Here is an 18440-nt window from a genome sequence, read left to right as displayed (position 1 = left end):
CGTCATTCGAACGGGTGAACGACCGCCCCTTTCACTCCCCGGTGTGCTCCCCGTGCTCCCCGCGCGGCGCCAGCGCCTCCCACGCCACCGTGACCTCCCCCTGCCGCCACCGCCGCCGGTCGTCCCCGACCGGCCAGTCCGCCGCCAGCGCCCCCACCGCCGCGATCCACCGCTGCCGCGCGCCGAGCGACGCGTACGGCGCCGCCGCCGCCCAAGCCCGGTCGAAATCCCGCAGGAAGGCATGCACCGGCTCACCCGGCACATTGCGGTGGATCAGCGCCTTCGGCAGCCGTTCCGCCAGGTCGGAGGGGCGGTCGAGGGAGCCGAGCCGGGTCGCGAAAGTGACCGTACGCGGCCCTTCGGGACCCAGCGCCACCCAGACGTGCCGCCGCCCGATCTCGTCGCACGTCCCCTCGACCAGCAGTCCGTCCGGCGCCAGCCGCCCGCACAGCCGGGCCCAGACGGCGGCCACCTCGTCCTCGTCGTACTGCCGCAGGACGTTCGCGGCCCGGATCAGCGTCGGCGGTACGTCCACGGGGACCTCGAAGCCCCCGTACCGGAACGTCAGCCCCGGCTCCTCGTACGGCCGCGCCGCCAGCACCCGCTCCGGATCGATCTCGATCCCGACCATCTCGCACCGGGGGTCGGCCTCGGCGCGCAGCCGCCGGGCCAGTTCGAGGGTGGTCCACGGGGCGGCGCCGTACCCGAGGTCCACGGCGAGCGGCCGCCCGCTCGCCCGCAGGGCGCGTCCGTGGACGGCCGCGATCCAGCGGTCCATCCGGCGCAGCCGGTTCGGGTTGGTCGTCCCGCGGGTGGCGGTACCGACGGGACGGGAGCTCATGAACCGAGGGTATGCCGCGCCGGGACCGGCGGTACGCACCCCCGTCGGGCGCCCCGGGCCCGCCCGGACCGTGCCCCTTCCTGTGCTTCCGCCCGTGCCCGGGGCCGTACCCCGAGTGCCCGCCCGGTCACGATTTGGCAAAGTGCTGGACGATAGGAAATGGAAGGATGCCCTCCGCTGTTGTGCGGTGGCGGAAGTCCGAGAGCTGCCGCCGATTTGCCGTGTCCGGAACGAGGAGGGCCCTCGCGTGAGCCAGTACGTCTCCCGCATCTCCACCGGTCTGGCCCCCCGGCTCAGATTCCCCGGGGCGCACCGCAAGCCGCGCCGGATCGCGATGCTCAGCGTCCACACCTCACCCCTCCACCAGCCCGGTACGGGCGACGCGGGCGGGATGAACGTCTACATAGTGGAGCTGGCGAAGCGGCTCGCCGCCATCAACATCGAGGTGGAGATCTTCACCCGGTCGACCGCGGGCGGCCTGCCCGGCACGGTCGAGCTGGCCCCCGGGGTCCTGGTCCGGCACGTGGACGCCGGACCGTACGAGGGCCTGGCAAAAGAGGAGCTGCCCGGCCAGCTCTGCGCCTTCACCCACGGGGTGATGCGCGCCTGGGCCCGCCACCGCCCCGGCCACTACGACCTGGTCCACTCCCACTACTGGCTCTCCGGCCATGTCGGCTGGCTGGCCGCCGAACGCTGGGGCGTCCCCCTCGTCCACGCCATGCACACCATGGCCAAGGTCAAGAACGCGGCACTGGCCGAGGGCGATACCCCCGAACCGGCCTCCCGGGTCATCGGCGAGACGCAGATCGTGACCGCCGCCGACCGGCTGATCGCGAACACGGCGGAGGAGGCGGACGAGCTGATCCGCTTCTACGACGCCGATCCGGCGAAGGTCGCCGTGGTCCACCCCGGGGTCAACCTCGACCGCTTCCGCCCGGACCCGGACCCCGACCCGGCCAGCTCCACCGGCACGTCCCGCGACCGGGCCCGGGACCGGCTCGGCATCCCCCGGGACGCCTTCGTCCCCCTCTTCGCCGGACGGATACAGCCCCTCAAGGCCCCCGACGTCCTCCTCCGCGCCGTTGCCGTCCTGCTGGACCGCGACCCGTCCCTCCGCTCCCGGCTGTACGTCCCGATCGTCGGCGGCCCCAGCGGCAGCGGCCTCGCCAAGCCCGAGGGCCTCCAGAAGCTGGCCGCCCGGCTCGGCACCGCCGATGTCGTCCACTTCCACCCACCGGTCGGCCAGGACCGGCTCGCCGACTGGTTCCGGGCCGCGAGCGTGCTGGTGATGCCCTCGTACAGCGAATCCTTCGGCCTGGTGGCGATCGAGGCGCAGGCCACCGGCACACCGGTGGTCGCGGCGGCGGTCGGCGGGCTGCCCGTCGCCGTCCGCGACGGCCGTACGGGCATCCTCGTCGAGGGCCACGACCCGGCCCACTACGCCGACGCGCTCCGCCGCCTGCTGGACGATCCGGCGCTGGCGGACCGGATGGGTACGGCGGCGGCCCGGCACGCGGAGTCCTTCGGCTGGGACGCGGCGGCGGCGGCCACGGCCGACGTCTACACCGCCGCCATGCAGGAACACCGCCGCCGGGTACGCTCGCACCATGTCTGACGACGGCGTATCCGCGGCGCGGCCGGGGTCCCGGGAGTCCCCGGCCGAGGCCCTCGAACGGTCCCTGCGCGAGACGGGCGCGGAGTGGGAGAGCCCGGAGCCGGGTTCGTACGTGGTCAGCCTCCCCGGCAGCCGCAAGCTGACGACGAACGTCGCCCTGCGGATCGGCGCGCACTCCCTCTCCGTCAACGCGTTCGTCATCCGCCACCCGGACGAGAACGACGCGGCGGTGCACCGCTGGCTGCTGGAGCGGAACCTCAAGCTCTACGGGGTGTCGTACGCGATCGACCACCTCGGCGACATCTATCTCACCGGCCGCCTCCCGCTCGCCGTCATCACCCCCGGCGAACTCGACCGGCTGCTGGGCGCGGTCCTGGAAGCCTCGGACGGCGCGTTCAACACCCTGCTGGAGCTGGGCTACGCGAGCGCCATCCGCAAGGAGTACGCCTGGCGGGTCTCGCGCGGCGAGTCGACCCGCAACCTGGCGGCCTTCACCCACCTCACGGGCGAGACCCCGGCGAAGGACTGACCTCGTCGGCCGCCGCCGCCGGCGCGTCGAGCGCCGCGTTGTGGAACTCCCGCTCGCCCCGGCGGCAGGGCGCCCGGAAGTACGCCCCGGCAGCCTCCCGGAGACCGCACCCCAGCAGGGCCATGGTCACCCGGGTGGCCTCCGCGCCGTGACAGCCGTCCTCTTTAAGGAACGCCTGGAGTACGTCGGTGTCCCCGGACGCCGCCCGTACGGGCCGCGCCCGCTCCACGGCGGCGGCGATCCGGGCGTCCCGCCCGGCGCTCACGCGGCGGCCCCCGAAGGCCCGGCGGCCCGGGCGTCCCGCTGGAACTCGTGCACGACCTCGATCCGCCCCACGATGTGCGCGTTGAACTCGTCCAGCTCCTCTGCCGGTACCCACAGTTCGAGAATCGTCCGCCCACCGGCCTGCTGTACGGGATAGCGGCGCAGAAACTCCGAGTCGACCTCGAACCGGGTGACGAACCCGGCGCCGGAGTGCTTCACGTTCCAGTCCCGTGCGATGGCGATCGCGTACTCCTCGTTCAGCACGGGATAGAAGATCGGCTGCTCGGGCAGCCTCGGCGGCCACGCCCGCCACTCCAGCCCCGCCACCAACGCCAACTCCTCGGGCCCGGTGGGCCGCCACAAGGTGGTGGTGGGTCGTACGGTCGTCATGGCTCGGCTCTCCGGTCGCGGTCTCGTCGCCCGGACGCTACCGGCCCCCACCATCCCCCGACCACCGCTTTCTCCCTCCGACTGGCGGAGTTTCCCCACCCACGACGGCATGGCGCCCCGGCCGCGAGAGGCGCCCGCGCATCCTGAGAGCCCTCACCCGTCCCACCCCAGGAGCGGACCATGACCCACCGCGTCCGACCGGCGTCCCCGGGGGAACCGGCCGTCGTCGGCCTCGCCCTTGCCGCGGTCCTGGCGGCGGCCTTCGCCCAGGGCTCGTGGGAATGGTTCTCCACCTATATCGGTCTGACCCTGATCGCCCTGATCGTCTGCTTCTACCCCCGCCCGGCCCCGACCTCCGGCGACACCCCCGCCTACGCCCGCGATCTGACGGCCTACGCCCTGATCCTCGGCCTGAGCGCGGCCCTGGCCCTGGCCCCCGCGATACAGCGCTGGCCCTGGCTCTTCCCCATGCCGGCCACCCGCGCGGACTGCCCGTCCCTGGGCACGTACGCCGCCCTCCGCACGTCAGCCGCCCTCCCCACGACCCCCGCCCCGCCCCCCGATGCCCTGTCCTTCGCCGCCCGAAAGGCATCCCACGAGGCGGTGGCGGACTGCCTCGCCTTCACCACGACCCGCTGGCTCCCGGTCTACGCGATCGCAGTCGCGCTGCTGGTCGCCGCGTCGGTCCACCTCCGCAACCGGCCCCGCCGGGGCGGGCCCGGGCAGGTCGGCTAGTTTTGCCGGTATGAATGATCAGGATCCACTGGTGTCGACGCTCACCAGCACGCTCATCGATGTCGTGTGGTGGCTGGAGACATGTGACGACGACGAAGTGGACCCGGACTCCGCGGTGAAGACGATGGAGAACGTGGCAGCGACCCTCGCGGACCTGCCTCCGGCCCACCACGAGCGCCTCCTGGAGACACTCGCGACCCTGGCGGACAGGGAACCGGACCCCGAGCGCCGGGAGTTCCTGGAGTCCTTCCCCTCGGACTTCGGCCTGGTCGACGACGGGGAGGACTGACCGCCTCGCCGGAGCGATCCTCCGGATCGGCCGCCGTACCATGCTTCGGAGAGGCATCGAAAACGTGGGCTTGGCCCGCGCGCTGCAACGACTGGATCTCTACAGCGGACGGTGAGGACGGCAGCACACTGGTGGCATGCACCGGCGTCCGACGGACCCGCCAGGACCGGTCAGGGTCAGATGCCTACTGATCATCCCGCCAACAACACGCTTTCCAAGTCTGCTGGTGGGGTTGGTGGGAGGTGTGCAGGGCCGTCCACCTGCGTTCATGGGCGTTTGGGCGTGGGAGCTGACGAGGAGAGAGACGCTCGCAGAATTGCGGAGGTAGATTCTGTTGACGCGCTTTCAGTGGGTCCTCACTATGTTGTGGGTATTGACAGAGAGGCCCGCGCTAAGAAAATATCGCTGGATAGTTACGTTCGGCGATTTGTCTCACGAATCTCGCAGGCTGGTCTTAGTGGACCGCTTGGAACTCGGATCCTTTCCCACGTAGATACGGTTGAATATAGGGAACTCTCTGTCATTCGTACCCTAATTCCTGGGCAGAGTGACCTCTCCTATTGTAATGACTCTGTTTTTGTTCGTCGCGGTTCCTCTACAAAAAGAGTCGAAGACTTGAAGCAGGTTGTAGCCCTCGGGAAGCAGTTCGCCTAGCGCGTCCGGAGGCGTGCTTCCAACCCCGCAAGGTCGGCGGGAGCTGCCATTGGGGCGAGAGATCGGGGGCCGTAAGCTTTCGCGGCTCGGGCGGTTTGTGAATCTGCCCGCTGTTGGTCCGAGTGGGCCCCCGGTCTTCGAGGTTCGTCCCATGGTGGCTGCCTAAAGCCGCGGAGCCGACCCCCGGCCACAGAGGGGTTCTCCCGCCCAGCGACCCGCAGCTTGTCGCGCGGGTCGGCCGGGCCGCGTGCGGCGCGCTTGCGCGGCGCCTCGAAGCAGTAGCGAGAGAATTGCAACTCACTCCAGCTGGCAGCGCTGTGGGCGTTGGCGGTCGCGTTCGATCTCGGTGGCGACTGTCTCGGCGCAGGTCAGGACGAGGCGGAGCCGTGAGAGGACGTCGCGGCGCGCTTGGGCGATCAGTTCGTCATGGGCCGGGCTGTCGCCTCGGGGGGACCAGTTGCCGTGGTGGCTGTGCTCGTTGACCACGTCGCGACAGAAGCGGACGACCGCGTTCATAGACGCGCGGAAGTCGTCCTGATAGTCCTGCTCAACCTCCGGGCGGAGGGGGCGCTCGTCGGGCCGGCCGTCGCCGTCGCAGGCGGTGGGGCTGGTCACGGAGCCTGCTGGCGGCGCGCGGTACGGCTGATGGGGAATACGGACAGAAGGTAGCGGATTTCGTCGTCTTGGACGGTGCGGCTGTACAGCTCGCCCTTTGCCAGGAGGCTTAAGGCATTCTCCTGTTCGGCACGGTTGGTGAGCCGGTGGCGGACCGCCGTGGCTGCCTGTAGGTCGAGTTGGTCGGCGATGTGATCGGCCCTCGTGTGGAGCCGACGGACCGCGAGGCGTGGGGTCGCGGCAGGGTGGGAGCCGAGTCGGAACGTTCGGTTCGTGCCGGGGGCGTAGACGATCGCCTGGCACCGGAAACCCGGGCGAAGCTCCAGCCGAGGCATCCTCGACATGGTCAGCACGCCTCCACCCCCGCGGCCTCGGCGCGGAGTTCGGCCGCGACTGTGTAGCCGCGGTGGTCGCCGCTGATACGGATCTCGGCCGCGTAGGCGCTGACCAGGGCCAGGCCCCGGCCGCCTAGGGATTCTTCGTCCGCGTGTGTGACGCGGGGGCGGCTACCGGTACCGCCGCAGTCGGTGACCGAGATGGTCGCGGTGGTCTCCGTGTAGGTGACGGCCAGGTGGAAACTTCCGTGACCGTCACGGCTGTGGGCGATGGCGTTGGTGCCGAGCTCGGTGACGACCAGCAGTGCTTCGTCCATGCACGGATGGGGGCCGAGGGCGACTCGGGTCCAGTGGCGAGCGCGGCTGACCTCTTGAGGCTGCCCGGTGAAGAGGCGTTGATAAGTCGGCACGGTGCGTGTCCTCCATCCCTGGTGACCTGCTGGCTCGTACGGCTCTGCGGCCATCGGCTGACGTGGACGCTTGCGAGCCGTAGAATTAGTACTAGCACCGTACTTGCTGTGCGGGCACTTGAAGTGCGGGGTCGAACTTTTCGTGCGGATGGATGCCGCATAGCGTTCGCCATAGGTCGGTGCCTGGCCGTTTCGCCGAGGAGAAGGGGACCCGGATGTTCGGGCTGATGGTGCGGTTCACGTGCAAGGACGAGGCTGCCGCTGCCGCGTTCGACGAGCTGGTGGCGCGGACCGGCGAGCACATTCGTGCGAACGAACCTGGAACGGTGATCTACACCGTGCATCGCGTTGACGGCCGGCCGCTGGAGCGGATCTTCTACGAGCTCTACCGCGACGCCGCCGCCTTCGAGGTGCACGAGTCGCAGGGCTACGTACAGGAGTTCCTCGAAGAGCGCGAGCAGCACCTCGCCTCGACTCAGGTGGACCGCCTGGACTTCGTATCGGGCAAGGGTGTGGACGTTGAGCGCTGAGTACGAGAAGTCCCTCGGGCGGAAGATCGCCTTCAACCGCAAGCGACGGGGGCTGTCGCAGAAGGAGTTCGCCGGACTGCTCGACCGGTCGGAAGCCTGGGTCTCCCAGGTGGAGCGCGGCGTTCGCCGTGTCGACCGGATGACGGTCCTGGAGAAGGTCGCCGAAGTCCTCGATATGCCCGTTGCCGAATTGGCCGCGGAGGCGCCGATCGTGGCATCCGTCGCCGAAGGCGAGCCCCCGGGGGCGAGCCGGCTGCGGCTCGTACTCAGCTCGGCCCACTCGCTCAAAGCGATTCTCGGGCAGTCCGAGCCGCCGGACATCCCCGCACTGCGGGCCGATGTCGATCGGGCCTGGTCCCTGACGCATGAAGGTAACTACGCCGATCTGGCCGACCTCCTGGAGGATCTGGTCCCGCGCCTGGAGTCGGCCACCCGCGGATGCGCCGAAGGAGAGCGCCCCGGGCTGTTCCGGCTGCTTGCCGCGATGTACCACACGTGCAGTGCGGCGCTGGCGAACTCGGGCGAGCCGGAGGCCGCGTGGATCGCGGTGGACCGTGCCGTGGTCGCGGCCGAGCGGGCGGGGGACCCCCTGCTGATGGCGGCCGGTGAGTTCCGGCTCTCGATCGTCTTCCTCGGGGCGCGTCATTACGAGCAGGCCGCCCGCGTATCGGGAAGTGCCGCGGACGCGCTCGCGCCGCTGGCCGAAGGCGGCGAACCCGAAGCCGTCGCGATGCGAGGGGCTCTCACCCTTCAGCGCGCCGTGGCCGCCGGCCGGTTGAACCACGCGGATGACGCCTACGCCCACCTCCGCCTGGCGAAGGAGCTGGCCGAGCGGGTCGGCGACGGACGCAACGACTACAACACGGAGTTCGGCCCCGCCAACGTCGCACTCCACGAAGTCGCCGTCGCCGTCGACCTGGGGGATGCCGGAATCGCCTTGCGGGCGGCGGAGGACGTGGATGCCTCCGGGCTGTCCTCGGAGCGTCAGGCCCGTTTCGGCATCGACCTCGCCAAGGCACACGCCCAGCGTCGTCAGATCGACCTGGCGGTCGACTCTCTGGTCAGGGCCCGCGAACTGCTGCCCGAGATGTTCCGCGCCAAGCCCGCGGTCAAGCAACTGGTGGCCGACCTGCTGGCGATGAGCCCCCTGCCATCCGATCAGCTTCGTGAGCTCGCGAGAGAGTTGGGCGTACAAGAAATGCGGACTGGTACCTGAAGTACTAGACAGTACTTCGTGTGCGAGTTATCGTGGAGGGCGTCGGCAGGCTCCCCTTGCGACTGACCAGCGGGTCGGTATCCCGGCCGGGAGCAGGGGATGCGATTGCCGTTTTCGCGCATGACGTGGATCCCGCCTCTGGGAGGAGTGATCGCTGTGACACTGAACCGCCACTTCCGCGACATCATCCGTATCGGGCCCATGTGGGTCGGGGACGCGTGCGGCCATTGCGGACGTCGGAAGCGTGCCGCCGCCGGGTCGGCGTTCCGTAATGACTGCTGTTCAGCCCGCTGAATGGGCTGGCCGACCGGTCTGCTGACAGCTCTCGCGCGTGTGGTGCCGTCCGGATTCGATCGAGACCCTCCGGACGGTCGCCCAGGGCGTGATCCCCTTGACGGCCCCGAGGCGGTCCCGTCCCAACACCAAGCCCCCTGCCTGCGGAGAACGCGCAGGCAGGGGGCTTGGGTCGATATGGCTTACTTCTTCTTGCCCTGGTTCTTCACGGCCTCGATCGCCGACGCCGCCGCGTCCGGGTCGAGGTAGCGGCCGCCGGGGGTGAGCGGCTTGAAGGCGGCGTCCAGCTCGTAGTAGAGGGGGATGCCGGTGGGGATGTTGAGGGACGCGATGTCCGCGTCCGAGATGCCGTCCAGGTGCTTGACCAGGGCGCGCAGGGAGTTGCCGTGGGCGGCGACCAGGACCGTGCGGCCCGCGAGGAGGTCGGGGACGATGCCGTCGTACCAGTACGGCAGCATCCGGCCGACGACGTCCTTCAGGCACTCGGTGCGGGGGCGCAGCTCCGGCGGGATGTCCGCGTAGCGGGCGTCGGCGCTCTGGGAGTACTCGGAGCCGTCCTCGATGGGGGGCGGCGGGGTGTCGTAGGAGCGGCGCCAGAGCATGAACTGCTCCTCGCCGAACTCGGCGAGCGTCTGGGCCTTGTCCTTGCCCTGGAGGGCGCCGTAGTGGCGCTCGTTGAGGCGCCAGGAGCGGTGGACCGGGATCCAGTGCCGGTCGGCGGATTCCAGGGAGAGCTGGGCGGTGCGGATCGCCCGCTTCTGGAGGGACGTGTGGAGTACGTCGGGCAGCAGCCCGGCGTCCTTCAGCAGCTCACCGCCGCGGACCGCCTCCTTCTCGCCCTTCTCGGTGAGGTTGACGTCCACCCAGCCGGTGAACAGGTTCTTCGCGTTCCATTCGCTCTCGCCGTGGCGGAGGAGGATCAGCTTGTACGGTGCGTCGGCCATGCGTACGAGCCTAATGGAACCCTTCCCCGGCCCACCTCCGGGACGGTTGACGACGGCCGTCAAACGTCTGGTGTCCTCACGACAGTGTGTGTAATGTGCGGAACCAGATAGAGACACTTACATCGAGCGGGAGCCGGGGGGACGACGCATGGTCTGGGCGGGGGTACGGCGCGCCGTACGGGAGAGCGTGGCGGGGATGCCCCCGCAGTTCTGGTGGCTCTGGACCAGCACCCTGGTCAACCGGCTCGGCGGGTTCGTCGCCACCTTCCTGGTGCTCTATCTCACCGTCGACCAGGGCCGCTCCGCCTCCTTCGCCGGGTTCGTCGTCTCCCTCTACGGGTTCGGCGGCGTCGTCGGCGCGATCGGCGGCGGGATCATGGCCGACCGGCTCGGCCGAAGGCCCACCCTGCTGGTCACCCAGCTGGCGTCCGCCGTCGCCGTCGGCGTGCTCGGCTTCGTCCAGCATCCGGCCGCCATCGCCGCCGTCGCCGCGCTCGTCGGCGCGGTGACGACCGCGTCCCGGCCCGCCGTCCAGGCGATGATGGCCGATATCGTGCCCGCCGAGGACCGGGTCCGCGCCTACTCCCTCAACTACTGGGCCATCAACCTCGGCTTCGCCGTCTCCGCGACCGCCGCCGGGTTCATCGCCGAGTACAGCTATCTGATCGGCTTCCTGGGCGAGGCCGTGATGACGCTGGCCTGCGCGATCATCGTCTTCGTCAAACTGCCCGAGTCCCGGCCCGAGCGGACCGGCGGCAAGGGCGCCGCCGACTCGGCCGAACCCTCCGTGAGCATGTGGACCGTCGCCCGCGACGGAAAGTTCATGAGCCTCACCGGCCTCTGGTTCCTGCTGGCGCTGATCTTCACCCAGGGCTATGTAGGACTGCCCCTCGCGATGGGCGAGGACGGACTCTCCTCGTCGCAGTTCGGCCTGGTCATGGCCTTCAACGGGGTACTGGTCGTGGCCCTCCAGATCCCGGTCACCCGCTTTATCGAGCACCGAGACCCCCGCCCGCTGCTGGTCGTCTCCGCCCTGCTCGCGGGGTACGGCTACGGGCTCACCGCCTTCGCGGGCTCCATGGCCTTCTACGCCCTCACCGTCGCCGTCTGGACCCTCGGCGAGATCATCAGCGCCCCCACCCAGGCGGGTCTCGTCGTCCGGCTCTCCCCGCTCCACGGGCGCGGGCGCTACCAGGGCGTCCACAACATGACCTGGTCCGTCGCCACCCTCGTCGCGCCTCTGATGGCCGGGCTGGTCATCGACCGCTACGGCGCCGACTGGCTCTGGGCCATGTGCGCCGTCCTCGGTACCGTCTCCGCCGCCGGGTACTGGCTGCTGATGCGGCACCTCGAAGCCGAGGGGAAGTCCGCCGGGCTCGGCAAATCCGCCGGGCCCGTCGCCGAGGGCACCGCGAAGATCCCCGGCGCGGTCGAGACCCCGGGCCTCGTCCCCGTCACCGAACCGGCCGGGGAGCCCGGACCCCCTACGGCCCCCGACCGGGCCCGCGAGACCGCCGACTGAGCCGCGGACGTACAGGGATCCGGGCGTACGGCAGAGGGCCCGCCGGTCATGACGACCGGCGGGCCCTCCTCGTCTCATGTCGGTGGCGGCCGGACCTCAGCCGCAGCAGCCGCCGCACTGGCACGGCGACCCCGACTGGCAGCCGCAGCCGCAGCCCGAGCCGCAGCCGCACGCGCCCAGCAGCGGAAGTCGGATCGCGTCGCGTGACTCGTCGGCGGGTGGTTCCCGCCGGGGGTCCGGAGTGGGGGACTCGGCCATGGACTCCTCCTCAAGGGATGCGGAGGCGCGCCCGCCCCCGGCGCGCACGCCTTTCCGCCTCTCGCCATTTGATGCCCGCTCCGACAGGCGCGTCAACCGCGCGCGGAGGCACGGAACCGGCCCCGGGAGGCCGGACCGCGGGGTCCGCGAGTCCCGGCTCCCACCCGCGTCCCTACGGCTCCACCGGCCCCTGCGGGTCGATCGTGTCCACCTGGTCCGCCTGGTCCACCCCGGCCATCGTGTCCGGCTGGAGCTCGTCCGCGTGCTCACCCGTCACCAGGTAGACGACGCGCTTCGCCACCGACACCGCGTGGTCCGCGAACCGCTCGTAGTACCGGCCCAGCAGCGTGACGTCCACCGCCGTCTCGATGCCGTGCTTCCACCGGTCGTCCATCAGATGCTGGAACAGCGTCCGGTGCAGCAGATCCATCTCGTCGTCGTCGGTCTCCAGCTGGAGCGCCAGATCGACGTCCTTGGTGATGATCACCTCGGCCGCCTTCGCCATCAGCCGCTGCGCCAGCTGGCCCATCTCCAGGATCGTCGCCTGGAGGTCGCGCGGCACCGGCGACTCCGGGAACCGCAGCCGGGCCAGCTTCGCCACATGCTGCGCCAAATCGCCCGAGCGCTCCAGATCGGCGCTCATCCGCAGCGACGTCACCACGATCCGCAGATCCGTGGCGACCGGCTGCTGCCGCGCCAGCAGGGCGATGGCCCGGCCCTCCAGATCGTGCTGGAGATCGTCGACCTTCTGATCGGCCGCGATCACACTCTCGGCCAGCTTCAGATCCGCGTCGAGCATCGCCGTCGTGGCGCGCCCTATGGCCGACCCGACCAGCCGGGCCATCTCCACCAGACTCTCGCTGATCGAGTCCAGTTCCTCGTGGTACGCGTCCCGCATGGAGTTCCCTCTCTCGGTGACCGTGTCCGGTCGCGGTGACCGGGATCCGGGCGGGGCCTCGGGTTCGGGCCCTACGGTCCCACGGTCGGCGCCCCAGTCGACGCCGCACGTCCGCACAGGTGAACCGACCCCGTCCCCCCGGTGAACTCTGGGCGACGAGTCCCGTGCGGAACGTCCACGACCGGGACCGACGCGATGACCATGCCTAACCTTGAGGCATGGACGTGAACGCGGCGGTCGCCGCAGCGGCGGCGCTCGCCGGTCTTCTGACCGGTGTCTTCGCCGTGCTGGCGTTCCGCTGGAGCGAGCGGGAACAGCGCCGGCCCACCCGGTCGTCGCTGCACACCGACGCGATACTGCCGCCCGGTGTCGACACCGTACTCTCCGTGCTGCGCTCCTCCGCCGTCGTACTGGACGAAAGCGACTCCGTCGTCAAGGCCAGCTCGGCGGCGTACGCCCTCGGGCTGGTCCGCGGCGGGAAGCTGACCGTCGAAGCGATGCTGAAGATGGCCCGCGACACCCGCCGCGACGGCGAGATCCGCCAGGTCGAACTGGATCTGCCGCGCCGGGGCCGGGGCGAGGCGCTGGCCGTCTCCGCCCGGGTCGCGCCCCTCGGCTCCCGGCTCGTCCTGCTGCTGGTCGAGGACCTCACCGAGGCCCGCCGGATCGAAGCCGTACGCCGGGACTTCGTCGCCAACGTCAGCCATGAGCTGAAGACCCCCGTCGGCGCGCTCTCCCTGCTCGCCGAGGCCGTCATGGACGCCTCGGACGACCCGGAGGCCGTCTTCCGGTTCGCCGGGCGGATGCAGATCGAGGCCGCCCGGCTGACCAGCCTCGTCCAGGAGCTGATCGACCTCTCCCGGGTCCAGAACGACGACCCGCTGGACGGCGCCGAGCCCGTCCGGGTCGACAAGGTGGTCGCCGAGGCGATCGACCGGTCCCGCCAGCCCGCCTCCGCCAAGAACATCACCATGGTCTCCGGCGGCACCGACGACCTCTACATCTGGGGGCACCGAGGCCAGCTCGCCGCCGCCCTCGGCAACCTGGTCGAGAACGCCGTCAACTACTCCCCGGCCAGGACCCGCGTCGGCATCTCGGCGCGCCGTGTCCCGGCACCGGGCGGCAACCTGATCGAGATCGCCGTGACCGACCAGGGCATCGGCATCTCGGAGAAGGACCGCGAGCGGGTCTTCGAACGGTTCTACCGGGTCGACCCCGCCCGCTCCCGCGCCACCGGAGGCACCGGCCTCGGACTGGCTATCGTCAAACACGTGGCCGCCTCGCACGGCGGGGAGGTCACGGTCTGGAGCTCCGAGGGCCAGGGTTCCACTTTCACCCTGCGACTCCCGGAAGCGGGATCCGTGTCCAGACGGGCCCGTACCGAATCCGAATCCCCACCGGAACCGGATCGCGCCCACAGAGCCGACCGGCCCCATCCCCCCACCGATCCACATACCGAGATCCCTGCCCCGGAGGTCCTTCCGTGACCCGAGTGCTTGTCGTCGAGGACGAGGAGTCGTTCAGTGACGCGCTCTCCTACATGCTCCGCAAAGAGGGGTTCGAGGTCGCCGTAGCGTCCACCGGACCCGAAGGACTCGACGAGTTCGAGCGCAACGGCGCCGATCTCGTCCTCCTCGATCTGATGCTGCCCGGACTCCCCGGTACCGAGGTCTGCCGCCAGCTGCGCGGCCGCTCCAACGTCCCGGTCATCATGGTGACCGCGAAGGACAGCGAGATCGACAAGGTCGTGGGCCTGGAGATAGGCGCCGACGACTACGTCACCAAGCCGTTCTCCTCGCGCGAACTGGTCGCCCGGATCCGCGCCGTGCTGCGCCGCCGCGGCGAACCGGAGGAGGTCGCCCCGGCCGCGCTGGAGGCCGGTCCCGTCCGGATGGACGTCGACCGGCATGTCGTCACCGTCTCCGGCGGCAAGATCGACCTTCCGCTGAAGGAGTTCGACCTGCTGGAGATGCTGCTGCGGAACGCGGGCCGGGTGCTCACCCGGATGCAGCTGATCGACCGGGTCTGGGGCGCGGACTACGTCGGCGACACCAAGACCCTCGACGTCCACGTCAAGCGGCTGCGCGCCAAGATCGAGCCCGACCCGGGCGCGCCCAGGTATCTGGTGACGGTCCGCGGCCTCGGCTACAAGTTCGAGCCGTAGGCCGTACGGGCCGAGCAGCCCGTACGGGCCGTACGGGCTGAACAGGCCGAACAGGCCGTACGGGCTCCGGGGCTCGCCGCGCCCCGCCCCGGGGCAGCGCCCCGGGGCCGACGCGAAGGGCGCCCCACCGCTGTCGTCGGTGGGGCGCCCTTCCGCTGTTCCGCGATACCGCCCGGCTCAGTGGCCGGTGGTCTCCTCGGTCCCGGTCCCGGTCCCGGGCTCGGTGCCCTCGGTGCCGGTCCCGGTGCCGGGAGCGCCGCTCTCCGTACCCTCCGGGGCACCGGACTCCTGGCCGTCGGCGGGCTTGTCACCCTCGGCCGGCTTGTCGCCCTCGGCGCCCGGCCGGCCCTCGGGGGTCGCCGCCGGGGCGGGCGGCGCGGCGGTCGGGCCGAAGTCCTTGTAGTCGGCGGTGTTCGGGAAGACGAACGCCTCCAGGCGGATGTCACCCGTCTTGCTCAGCCGGAAGACGACGTCCTGCACCCCGCCGAGCTTCTTGGTCAGGGCCACGCCGTCCTCGATCACCGCGGCCGCGTTGCCCTTGCCGCCGATGACCACCGAGCCCTGGGCGGGCACGGTGATCGCGCCGGAGCCCGACGCGGCCGTCAGCTTCACGGTGGCGCCCGCCACGGTGACGGAGTCCAGCGTCTGGTCGGCCCGGCCGCTGTTGAAGATCGTCGCCGAGACGGCCGCGGGTCCGGCCTGGCCCGCCTTCTCCTGGGCGATCACATTCGCGTTCTGGATCGCGATGGTGTCCACGGAGGCCATCGCGGTGTCCGGCTCGACGCCGAGGGACTCCGCGTTGTTACCGGCGCCGCAAGCGGTGAGCGCGGTGAACGACAGCGCGACTGCGGACACGGCGAGGACGCCGCGGCGAAGGCGAGTAGCGCCCCCGGACGGAGTAAGGGGGAGGCTCACGGCGGCGACATCTCCTTGCAGCTATGGATCGACCCGGACGGTCCTGCTCTTGCTGAACCGGCGCAATGGAGGCCGTGCCCGCGTCAGTTCGCCCACAGATTACAGAGCCCTCCCTTCGCACCCGCACCCGACCCGCCCCTAACTGGTCCTTCGCCCCGGGCCGTGTCCTGGGAGGAGTCCCGAAGGGGCCGCGGGGGAGGGCCGCGGGGAGTGTCCCGGGCCCGTTTCGGCCCGGCGTCCGGCTTCGCGTTCCGGAGCTTCTTCCGGGCCGCGCCCCCGGACCGGGATCGCGGCGGGATTCACCGGACGGCCACCCGTCGTTTCCGGTGAAACATCCGGATGACATCCGGCACCGGATGTCATCCGGATTTCGGCGGCCCCGATCAATTCACGGCGACCGGTCGGCGGGGAACCGGTGATGTGCCGGGATCTCCTTCGATGTGTGGTGCGGATGAGGCGGTATTGATTACCGGAGATCATTCGAAGATCAATTCAGGATTCCGCCGGCCGACCCTCCGTACGGGTGACCGAGGACCGAACGGAGTACGGGAAGTTCACCGGCGAGAACCAGGCAAATCGGGACGTTCGGCCGCCTCGACGCCCGTCCCGCCAGGCGTGACGCCCATGTTTCCGCCTGTCCGCGCAGCCGCTCCGACCTGCGAATACCGTGTTCCGCAAGCCGTCCACAGCACGTTCGCGTCGCTGTTGTCAAGCCCCGAGATATGCTCTGACCTGCGAAAACGCCATTCAGAAGAAGCTGTATCCGTGTTACCCTGGATAGCCACGGAAGGGGTACCTGTCACATGACGTTCAAGGTTGGCGACACCGTGGTCTATCCCCATCACGGGGCCGCGCTGATCGAGGCCATCGAAACTCGCCAGATCAAAGGCGTGGACAAGACCTACTTGGTGCTCAAGGTCGCTCAGGGCGACCTGACGGTTCGCGTACCGGCGGACAATGCCGAGTTCGTGGGCGTACGCGATGTGGTCGGCCAGGACGGGCTGGACCGGGTCTTCGAGGTGCTTCGCGCGCCGTACGCCGAGGAGCCGACGAACTGGTCCCGTCGTTACAAGGCAAACCTGGAGAAGCTCGCCTCCGGTGATGTCATCAAGGTCGCCGAGGTCGTTCGCGACCTGTGGCGTCGTGAGCGTGAGCGTGGGCTCTCCGCCGGTGAGAAGCGGATGCTCGCGAAGGCCCGCCAGATCCTGGTGAGCGAACTCGCCCTCGCGGAGAACACCAACGAGGACAAGGCCGAGGCCCTGCTCGACGAGGTTCTCGCGTCCTGACGCGCGCGGCTGACCGGACCGCCCCGCGCGGACGTACCGGATCAGCCCACCGCACACACAACTGCCGCGGTGCCCGCCGACACGATGTGATCCCCATTGATCACCGAACTGTTGCCGGGCACTGCGGCATGTTCGTCCGCTGCCGTCGTCATCCGTCCGCGATGACGCCGTCGGCGCATGTCACAGCTGTCCCAGGAGACCTGGCCCCCAGAGGAGGCCCGGCCCTGGTGTGCCGGGCCCGGGGGCTGGCGCGGACCGTCGTCACGGAAGGGTCCGTCAAGGCTTCGTACCCGGCACGCTGAGGCCATACCCATCCGGGCCGAGGAAACAAACCTGCCGGAGTGCAACCGATGTCAGACCGATCGCTCACACCCCGCACCGCGGCGGTCATCCCGGCCGCCGGACGGGGGGTACGGCTCGGCCCCGGCGCCCCCAAGGCGCTCCGGGTGCTCAGCGGCACCCCCATGCTGGTCCACGCCGTCCGCGCGATGGCCGCGTCCAACGCCGTCGGCCTGGTGGTGGTCGTCGCGCCGCCCGAGGACGCCCAGGGCGTACGGGCCCTGCTGGCCGATGTCGCCCTGCCGGAGCGCACCGAGGTGACCGTGGTCCCCGGCGGCGCGACCCGCCAGGAGTCCGTACGGCTCGGCCTCGCCGCCGTACCCGACGACGTCACGGTCGTCCTCGTGCACGACGCCGCCCGCCCGCTGGTGCCCGTCGACACCGTCGACGCCGTCATCGAGGCGGTACGCGACGGGGCGCCCGCGGTCGTCCCGGCGCTGCCGCTCGCGGACACCGTCAAGGAGGTGGAGCCGGGCGCCAAGGGGGCGCCCGAGCCCGTCGTGGCCACCCCCGAGCGGGCCCGGCTGCGGGCCGTACAGACCCCGCAGGGCTTCGATCGCGCCACCCTGCTGCGGGCCCATGACCAGGTCCCGCCGGAGGGCGAGGGCGCCACGGACTGCGCGGGCATGGTGGAACGGCTGGGGGAGCCGGTCGTCGTCGTGCCCGGGCACGAGGAGGCGTTCAAGGTGACCCGTCCGCTCGATCTCGTACTCGCCGAGGCGGTACTCGCCCGCAGGAGGGCCAACGATGGCTTCTGATTCCGCGCCGCTGGTGCCGCTGGTCGGTATCGGTACCGACGTCCACGCCTTCGAGGCCGGGCGCGAGCTGTGGTGCGCCGGGCTGCTCTGGGAGGGCGAGGCCGCCGGGCTCGCCGGACACTCCGACGGCGACGTCGCCGCCCACGCCGCCTGCGACGCGCTCTTCTCCGCGGCGGGTGCGGGCGACCTCGGCGCCCACTTCGGCACCGGCCGGCCCGAGTGGTCCGGCGCGTCCGGGGTCACCCTGCTGGCCGAGGCGGCGCGGATCGTCCGGGCCGAGGGCTTCGAGATCGGCAATGTCGCCGTCCAGGTGATCGGCATCCGCCCGAAGGTCGGCAAGCGCCGCGACGAGGCGCAGAAGGCGCTGGGCGCGGCGGTCGGCGCGCCGGTGTCGGTCTCCGGCACGACGACGGACGGGCTGGGCCTCACGGGTCGCGGCGAGGGCCTGGCGGCGATCGCCACGGCCATCGTCTTCCGCACGTCCTGACCCCCTCCGGGGCCTCGCCCCGGCCCCTTCCCCCTGCGGGCCCGCCCAGCCGGAGACCTCCAGGGGCGCGGCGACCCTCCCGCGCCTCTGCGGGGTCGGCCGACCGGGGCTCTTCAACGCTGCGTGGATCCCCGCCCCCGCAGGGGTGGCCA

Annotated in this window: 22 protein-coding genes; 12 read left to right on the top strand and 10 right to left on the bottom strand. The window is 70.8% G+C overall.

Annotation, left to right across the window (positions count from 1 at the left end):
* Positions 1–31 precede the first annotated feature (31 nt).
* The gene (locus ABZ714_RS01895; protein ID WP_358823144.1) at positions 32–841 is read right to left on the bottom strand and encodes a class I SAM-dependent methyltransferase; all 810 of its coding nucleotides are present in this window, start codon (positions 839–841) and stop codon (positions 32–34) included.
* Positions 842–1088: 247 nt separating this feature from the next.
* Here ABZ714_RS01895 and mshA point away from each other — a divergent pair, with 247 nt between their 5' ends.
* Both mshA and ABZ714_RS01885 read left to right on the top strand, forming a co-directional pair.
* Entirely contained in the window at positions 1089–2456 is a 1368-nt protein-coding gene (mshA, locus tag ABZ714_RS01890; protein WP_358823143.1) for a D-inositol-3-phosphate glycosyltransferase, read from the top strand.
* Complete coding sequence (locus ABZ714_RS01885) at positions 2449–2985, top strand: YbjN domain-containing protein (protein ID WP_358823142.1); 537 nt, start codon at positions 2449–2451, stop codon at positions 2983–2985. The genes mshA and ABZ714_RS01885 overlap by 8 nt, the downstream gene beginning before the upstream one ends.
* Here the strand turns inward: ABZ714_RS01885 and ABZ714_RS01880 are convergent.
* Positions 2957–3250 (bottom strand): hypothetical protein, encoded by a 294-nt coding sequence (locus ABZ714_RS01880; protein WP_358823141.1) that lies wholly within the window; start codon positions 3248–3250, stop codon positions 2957–2959. The two genes, ABZ714_RS01885 and ABZ714_RS01880, sit on opposite strands and share 29 nt — an antisense overlap.
* Entirely contained in the window at positions 3247–3639 is a 393-nt protein-coding gene (locus ABZ714_RS01875) for a hypothetical protein (protein WP_358823140.1), read from the bottom strand. The genes ABZ714_RS01880 and ABZ714_RS01875 overlap by 4 nt, the downstream gene beginning before the upstream one ends.
* A gap of 180 nt (positions 3640–3819) precedes the next feature.
* Between ABZ714_RS01875 and ABZ714_RS01870 the strand changes: the two genes are divergently transcribed.
* Both ABZ714_RS01870 and ABZ714_RS01865 read left to right on the top strand, forming a co-directional pair.
* Positions 3820–4374 carry a hypothetical protein gene (locus tag ABZ714_RS01870; RefSeq protein ID WP_358823139.1) on the top strand — a complete coding sequence of 185 codons (555 nt, stop codon included), beginning with the start codon at positions 3820–3822 and terminating at the stop codon, positions 4372–4374.
* 10 nt (positions 4375–4384) lie between these two features.
* Positions 4385–4663, top strand: coding sequence for a hypothetical protein (locus tag ABZ714_RS01865; protein WP_358823138.1), 279 nt, complete (start codon positions 4385–4387; stop codon positions 4661–4663).
* A 951-nt stretch (positions 4664–5614) separates the two neighbouring features.
* Here the strand turns inward: ABZ714_RS01865 and ABZ714_RS01860 are convergent.
* The 3 genes from ABZ714_RS01860 to ABZ714_RS01850 are packed head-to-tail and all read right to left on the bottom strand — an operon-like array spanning position 5615 to position 6731.
* Positions 5615–5932, bottom strand: coding sequence for a hypothetical protein (locus ABZ714_RS01860; protein WP_358823137.1), 318 nt, complete (start codon positions 5930–5932; stop codon positions 5615–5617).
* Positions 5929–6285, bottom strand: coding sequence for a hypothetical protein (locus tag ABZ714_RS01855; RefSeq protein ID WP_358823136.1), 357 nt, complete (start codon positions 6283–6285; stop codon positions 5929–5931). The genes ABZ714_RS01860 and ABZ714_RS01855 overlap by 4 nt, the downstream gene beginning before the upstream one ends.
* Positions 6279–6731 (bottom strand): ATP-binding protein, encoded by a 453-nt coding sequence (locus ABZ714_RS01850; RefSeq protein ID WP_358823135.1) that lies wholly within the window; start codon positions 6729–6731, stop codon positions 6279–6281. The genes ABZ714_RS01855 and ABZ714_RS01850 overlap by 7 nt, the downstream gene beginning before the upstream one ends.
* Before the next feature lie 161 nt (positions 6732–6892).
* On the opposite strand from ABZ714_RS01850, the gene ABZ714_RS01845 reads away from it, so the two are divergent.
* Complete coding sequence (locus ABZ714_RS01845) at positions 6893–7207, top strand: antibiotic biosynthesis monooxygenase (RefSeq protein WP_358823134.1); 315 nt, start codon at positions 6893–6895, stop codon at positions 7205–7207.
* Positions 7197–8423 (top strand): helix-turn-helix transcriptional regulator, encoded by a 1227-nt coding sequence (locus ABZ714_RS01840; RefSeq protein WP_358823133.1) that lies wholly within the window; start codon positions 7197–7199, stop codon positions 8421–8423. The genes ABZ714_RS01845 and ABZ714_RS01840 overlap by 11 nt, the downstream gene beginning before the upstream one ends.
* A 476-nt stretch (positions 8424–8899) precedes the next feature.
* Here the strand turns inward: ABZ714_RS01840 and ABZ714_RS01835 are convergent, their stop codons facing one another.
* A complete protein-coding gene (locus ABZ714_RS01835) occupies positions 8900–9661 on the bottom strand; it encodes a phosphoglyceromutase (protein ID WP_358823132.1) in 762 nt (253 codons plus the stop codon).
* A gap of 148 nt (positions 9662–9809) precedes the next feature.
* Here ABZ714_RS01835 and ABZ714_RS01830 point away from each other — a divergent pair, with 148 nt between their 5' ends.
* Positions 9810–11183 (top strand): MFS transporter, encoded by a 1374-nt coding sequence (locus ABZ714_RS01830; protein WP_358823131.1) that lies wholly within the window; start codon positions 9810–9812, stop codon positions 11181–11183.
* Between the two features lie 96 nt (positions 11184–11279).
* On the opposite strand, the gene ABZ714_RS01825 is transcribed toward ABZ714_RS01830, so the two are convergent.
* Positions 11280–11441 (bottom strand): hypothetical protein, encoded by a 162-nt coding sequence (locus tag ABZ714_RS01825; protein WP_358823130.1) that lies wholly within the window; start codon positions 11439–11441, stop codon positions 11280–11282.
* 172 nt (positions 11442–11613) lie between these two features.
* Positions 11614–12339, bottom strand: a complete 726-nt coding sequence (gene phoU, locus ABZ714_RS01820; RefSeq protein WP_358823129.1) for a phosphate signaling complex protein PhoU — start codon at positions 12337–12339, stop codon at positions 11614–11616.
* Positions 12340–12557: 218 nt separating this feature from the next.
* On the opposite strand from phoU, the gene ABZ714_RS01815 reads away from it, so the two are divergent.
* Together ABZ714_RS01815 and ABZ714_RS01810 are read left to right on the top strand one after the other, a co-directional pair.
* Positions 12558–13826 (top strand): ATP-binding protein, encoded by a 1269-nt coding sequence (locus ABZ714_RS01815; RefSeq protein WP_358823128.1) that lies wholly within the window; start codon positions 12558–12560, stop codon positions 13824–13826.
* Positions 13823–14503: a response regulator transcription factor gene (locus ABZ714_RS01810; protein WP_358823127.1), complete on the top strand. Its 681-nt coding sequence runs from the start codon at positions 13823–13825 to the stop codon at positions 14501–14503. Before ABZ714_RS01815 ends, ABZ714_RS01810 begins: the two co-directional genes overlap by 4 nt.
* 177 nt (positions 14504–14680) lie before the next feature.
* Here ABZ714_RS01810 and ABZ714_RS01805 read toward each other — a convergent pair whose 3' ends face one another.
* Positions 14681–15358, bottom strand: coding sequence for a hypothetical protein (locus tag ABZ714_RS01805; protein ID WP_358823126.1), 678 nt, complete (start codon positions 15356–15358; stop codon positions 14681–14683).
* 863 nt (positions 15359–16221) lie between these two features.
* On the opposite strand from ABZ714_RS01805, the gene ABZ714_RS01800 reads away from it, so the two are divergent.
* The 3 genes from ABZ714_RS01800 (at position 16222) to ispF (ending at position 18288) form a co-directional block, all read left to right on the top strand.
* Complete coding sequence (locus ABZ714_RS01800; RefSeq protein ID WP_003953493.1) at positions 16222–16704, top strand: CarD family transcriptional regulator; 483 nt, start codon at positions 16222–16224, stop codon at positions 16702–16704.
* Positions 16705–17054: 350 nt separating this feature from the next.
* Complete coding sequence (gene ispD / locus ABZ714_RS01795) at positions 17055–17801, top strand: 2-C-methyl-D-erythritol 4-phosphate cytidylyltransferase (protein ID WP_358823125.1); 747 nt, start codon at positions 17055–17057, stop codon at positions 17799–17801.
* Positions 17791–18288 carry a 2-C-methyl-D-erythritol 2,4-cyclodiphosphate synthase gene (ispF, locus tag ABZ714_RS01790; protein WP_358823124.1) on the top strand — a complete coding sequence of 166 codons (498 nt, stop codon included), beginning with the start codon at positions 17791–17793 and terminating at the stop codon, positions 18286–18288. The genes ispD and ispF overlap by 11 nt, the downstream gene beginning before the upstream one ends.
* Positions 18289–18440: the final 152 nt, after the last annotated feature.

It is taken from the genome of Streptomyces sp. NPDC006798, from assembly GCF_040635975.1.
Classification (GTDB): domain Bacteria; phylum Actinomycetota; class Actinomycetes; order Streptomycetales; family Streptomycetaceae; genus Streptomyces.
The sequence above is the reverse complement of the archived record's forward strand: the minus strand, read 5'-3'. Positions and strand labels throughout refer to the sequence as shown.

What these genes read in the sequence shown, in the direction of transcription:
- ABZ714_RS01895 (WP_358823144.1), bottom strand. Translation starts at nt 841, where the DNA reads ATGAGCTCCCGTCCCGTCGGTACCGCCACCCGCGGGACGACCAACCCG.
- ABZ714_RS01885 (WP_358823142.1), top strand. Translation starts at nt 2,449, where the DNA reads ATGTCTGACGACGGCGTATCCGCGGCGCGGCCGGGGTCCCGGGAGTCC.
- ABZ714_RS01875 (WP_358823140.1), bottom strand. Translation starts at nt 3,639, where the DNA reads ATGACGACCGTACGACCCACCACCACCTTGTGGCGGCCCACCGGGCCC.
- ABZ714_RS01870 (WP_358823139.1), top strand. Translation starts at nt 3,820, where the DNA reads ATGACCCACCGCGTCCGACCGGCGTCCCCGGGGGAACCGGCCGTCGTC.
- ABZ714_RS01865 (WP_358823138.1), top strand. Translation starts at nt 4,385, where the DNA reads ATGAATGATCAGGATCCACTGGTGTCGACGCTCACCAGCACGCTCATC.
- ABZ714_RS01850 (WP_358823135.1), bottom strand. Translation starts at nt 6,731, where the DNA reads ATGGCCGCAGAGCCGTACGAGCCAGCAGGTCACCAGGGATGGAGGACA.
- ABZ714_RS01845 (WP_358823134.1), top strand. Translation starts at nt 6,893, where the DNA reads ATGTTCGGGCTGATGGTGCGGTTCACGTGCAAGGACGAGGCTGCCGCT.
- ABZ714_RS01835 (WP_358823132.1), bottom strand. Translation starts at nt 9,661, where the DNA reads ATGGCCGACGCACCGTACAAGCTGATCCTCCTCCGCCACGGCGAGAGC.
- ABZ714_RS01830 (WP_358823131.1), top strand. Translation starts at nt 9,810, where the DNA reads ATGGTCTGGGCGGGGGTACGGCGCGCCGTACGGGAGAGCGTGGCGGGG.
- ABZ714_RS01825 (WP_358823130.1), bottom strand. Translation starts at nt 11,441, where the DNA reads ATGGCCGAGTCCCCCACTCCGGACCCCCGGCGGGAACCACCCGCCGAC.
- phoU (WP_358823129.1), bottom strand. Translation starts at nt 12,339, where the DNA reads ATGCGGGACGCGTACCACGAGGAACTGGACTCGATCAGCGAGAGTCTG.
- ABZ714_RS01815 (WP_358823128.1), top strand. Translation starts at nt 12,558, where the DNA reads ATGGACGTGAACGCGGCGGTCGCCGCAGCGGCGGCGCTCGCCGGTCTT.
- ABZ714_RS01800 (WP_003953493.1), top strand. Translation starts at nt 16,222, where the DNA reads ATGACGTTCAAGGTTGGCGACACCGTGGTCTATCCCCATCACGGGGCC.
- ispD (WP_358823125.1), top strand. Translation starts at nt 17,055, where the DNA reads ATGTCAGACCGATCGCTCACACCCCGCACCGCGGCGGTCATCCCGGCC.
- ispF (WP_358823124.1), top strand. Translation starts at nt 17,791, where the DNA reads ATGGCTTCTGATTCCGCGCCGCTGGTGCCGCTGGTCGGTATCGGTACC.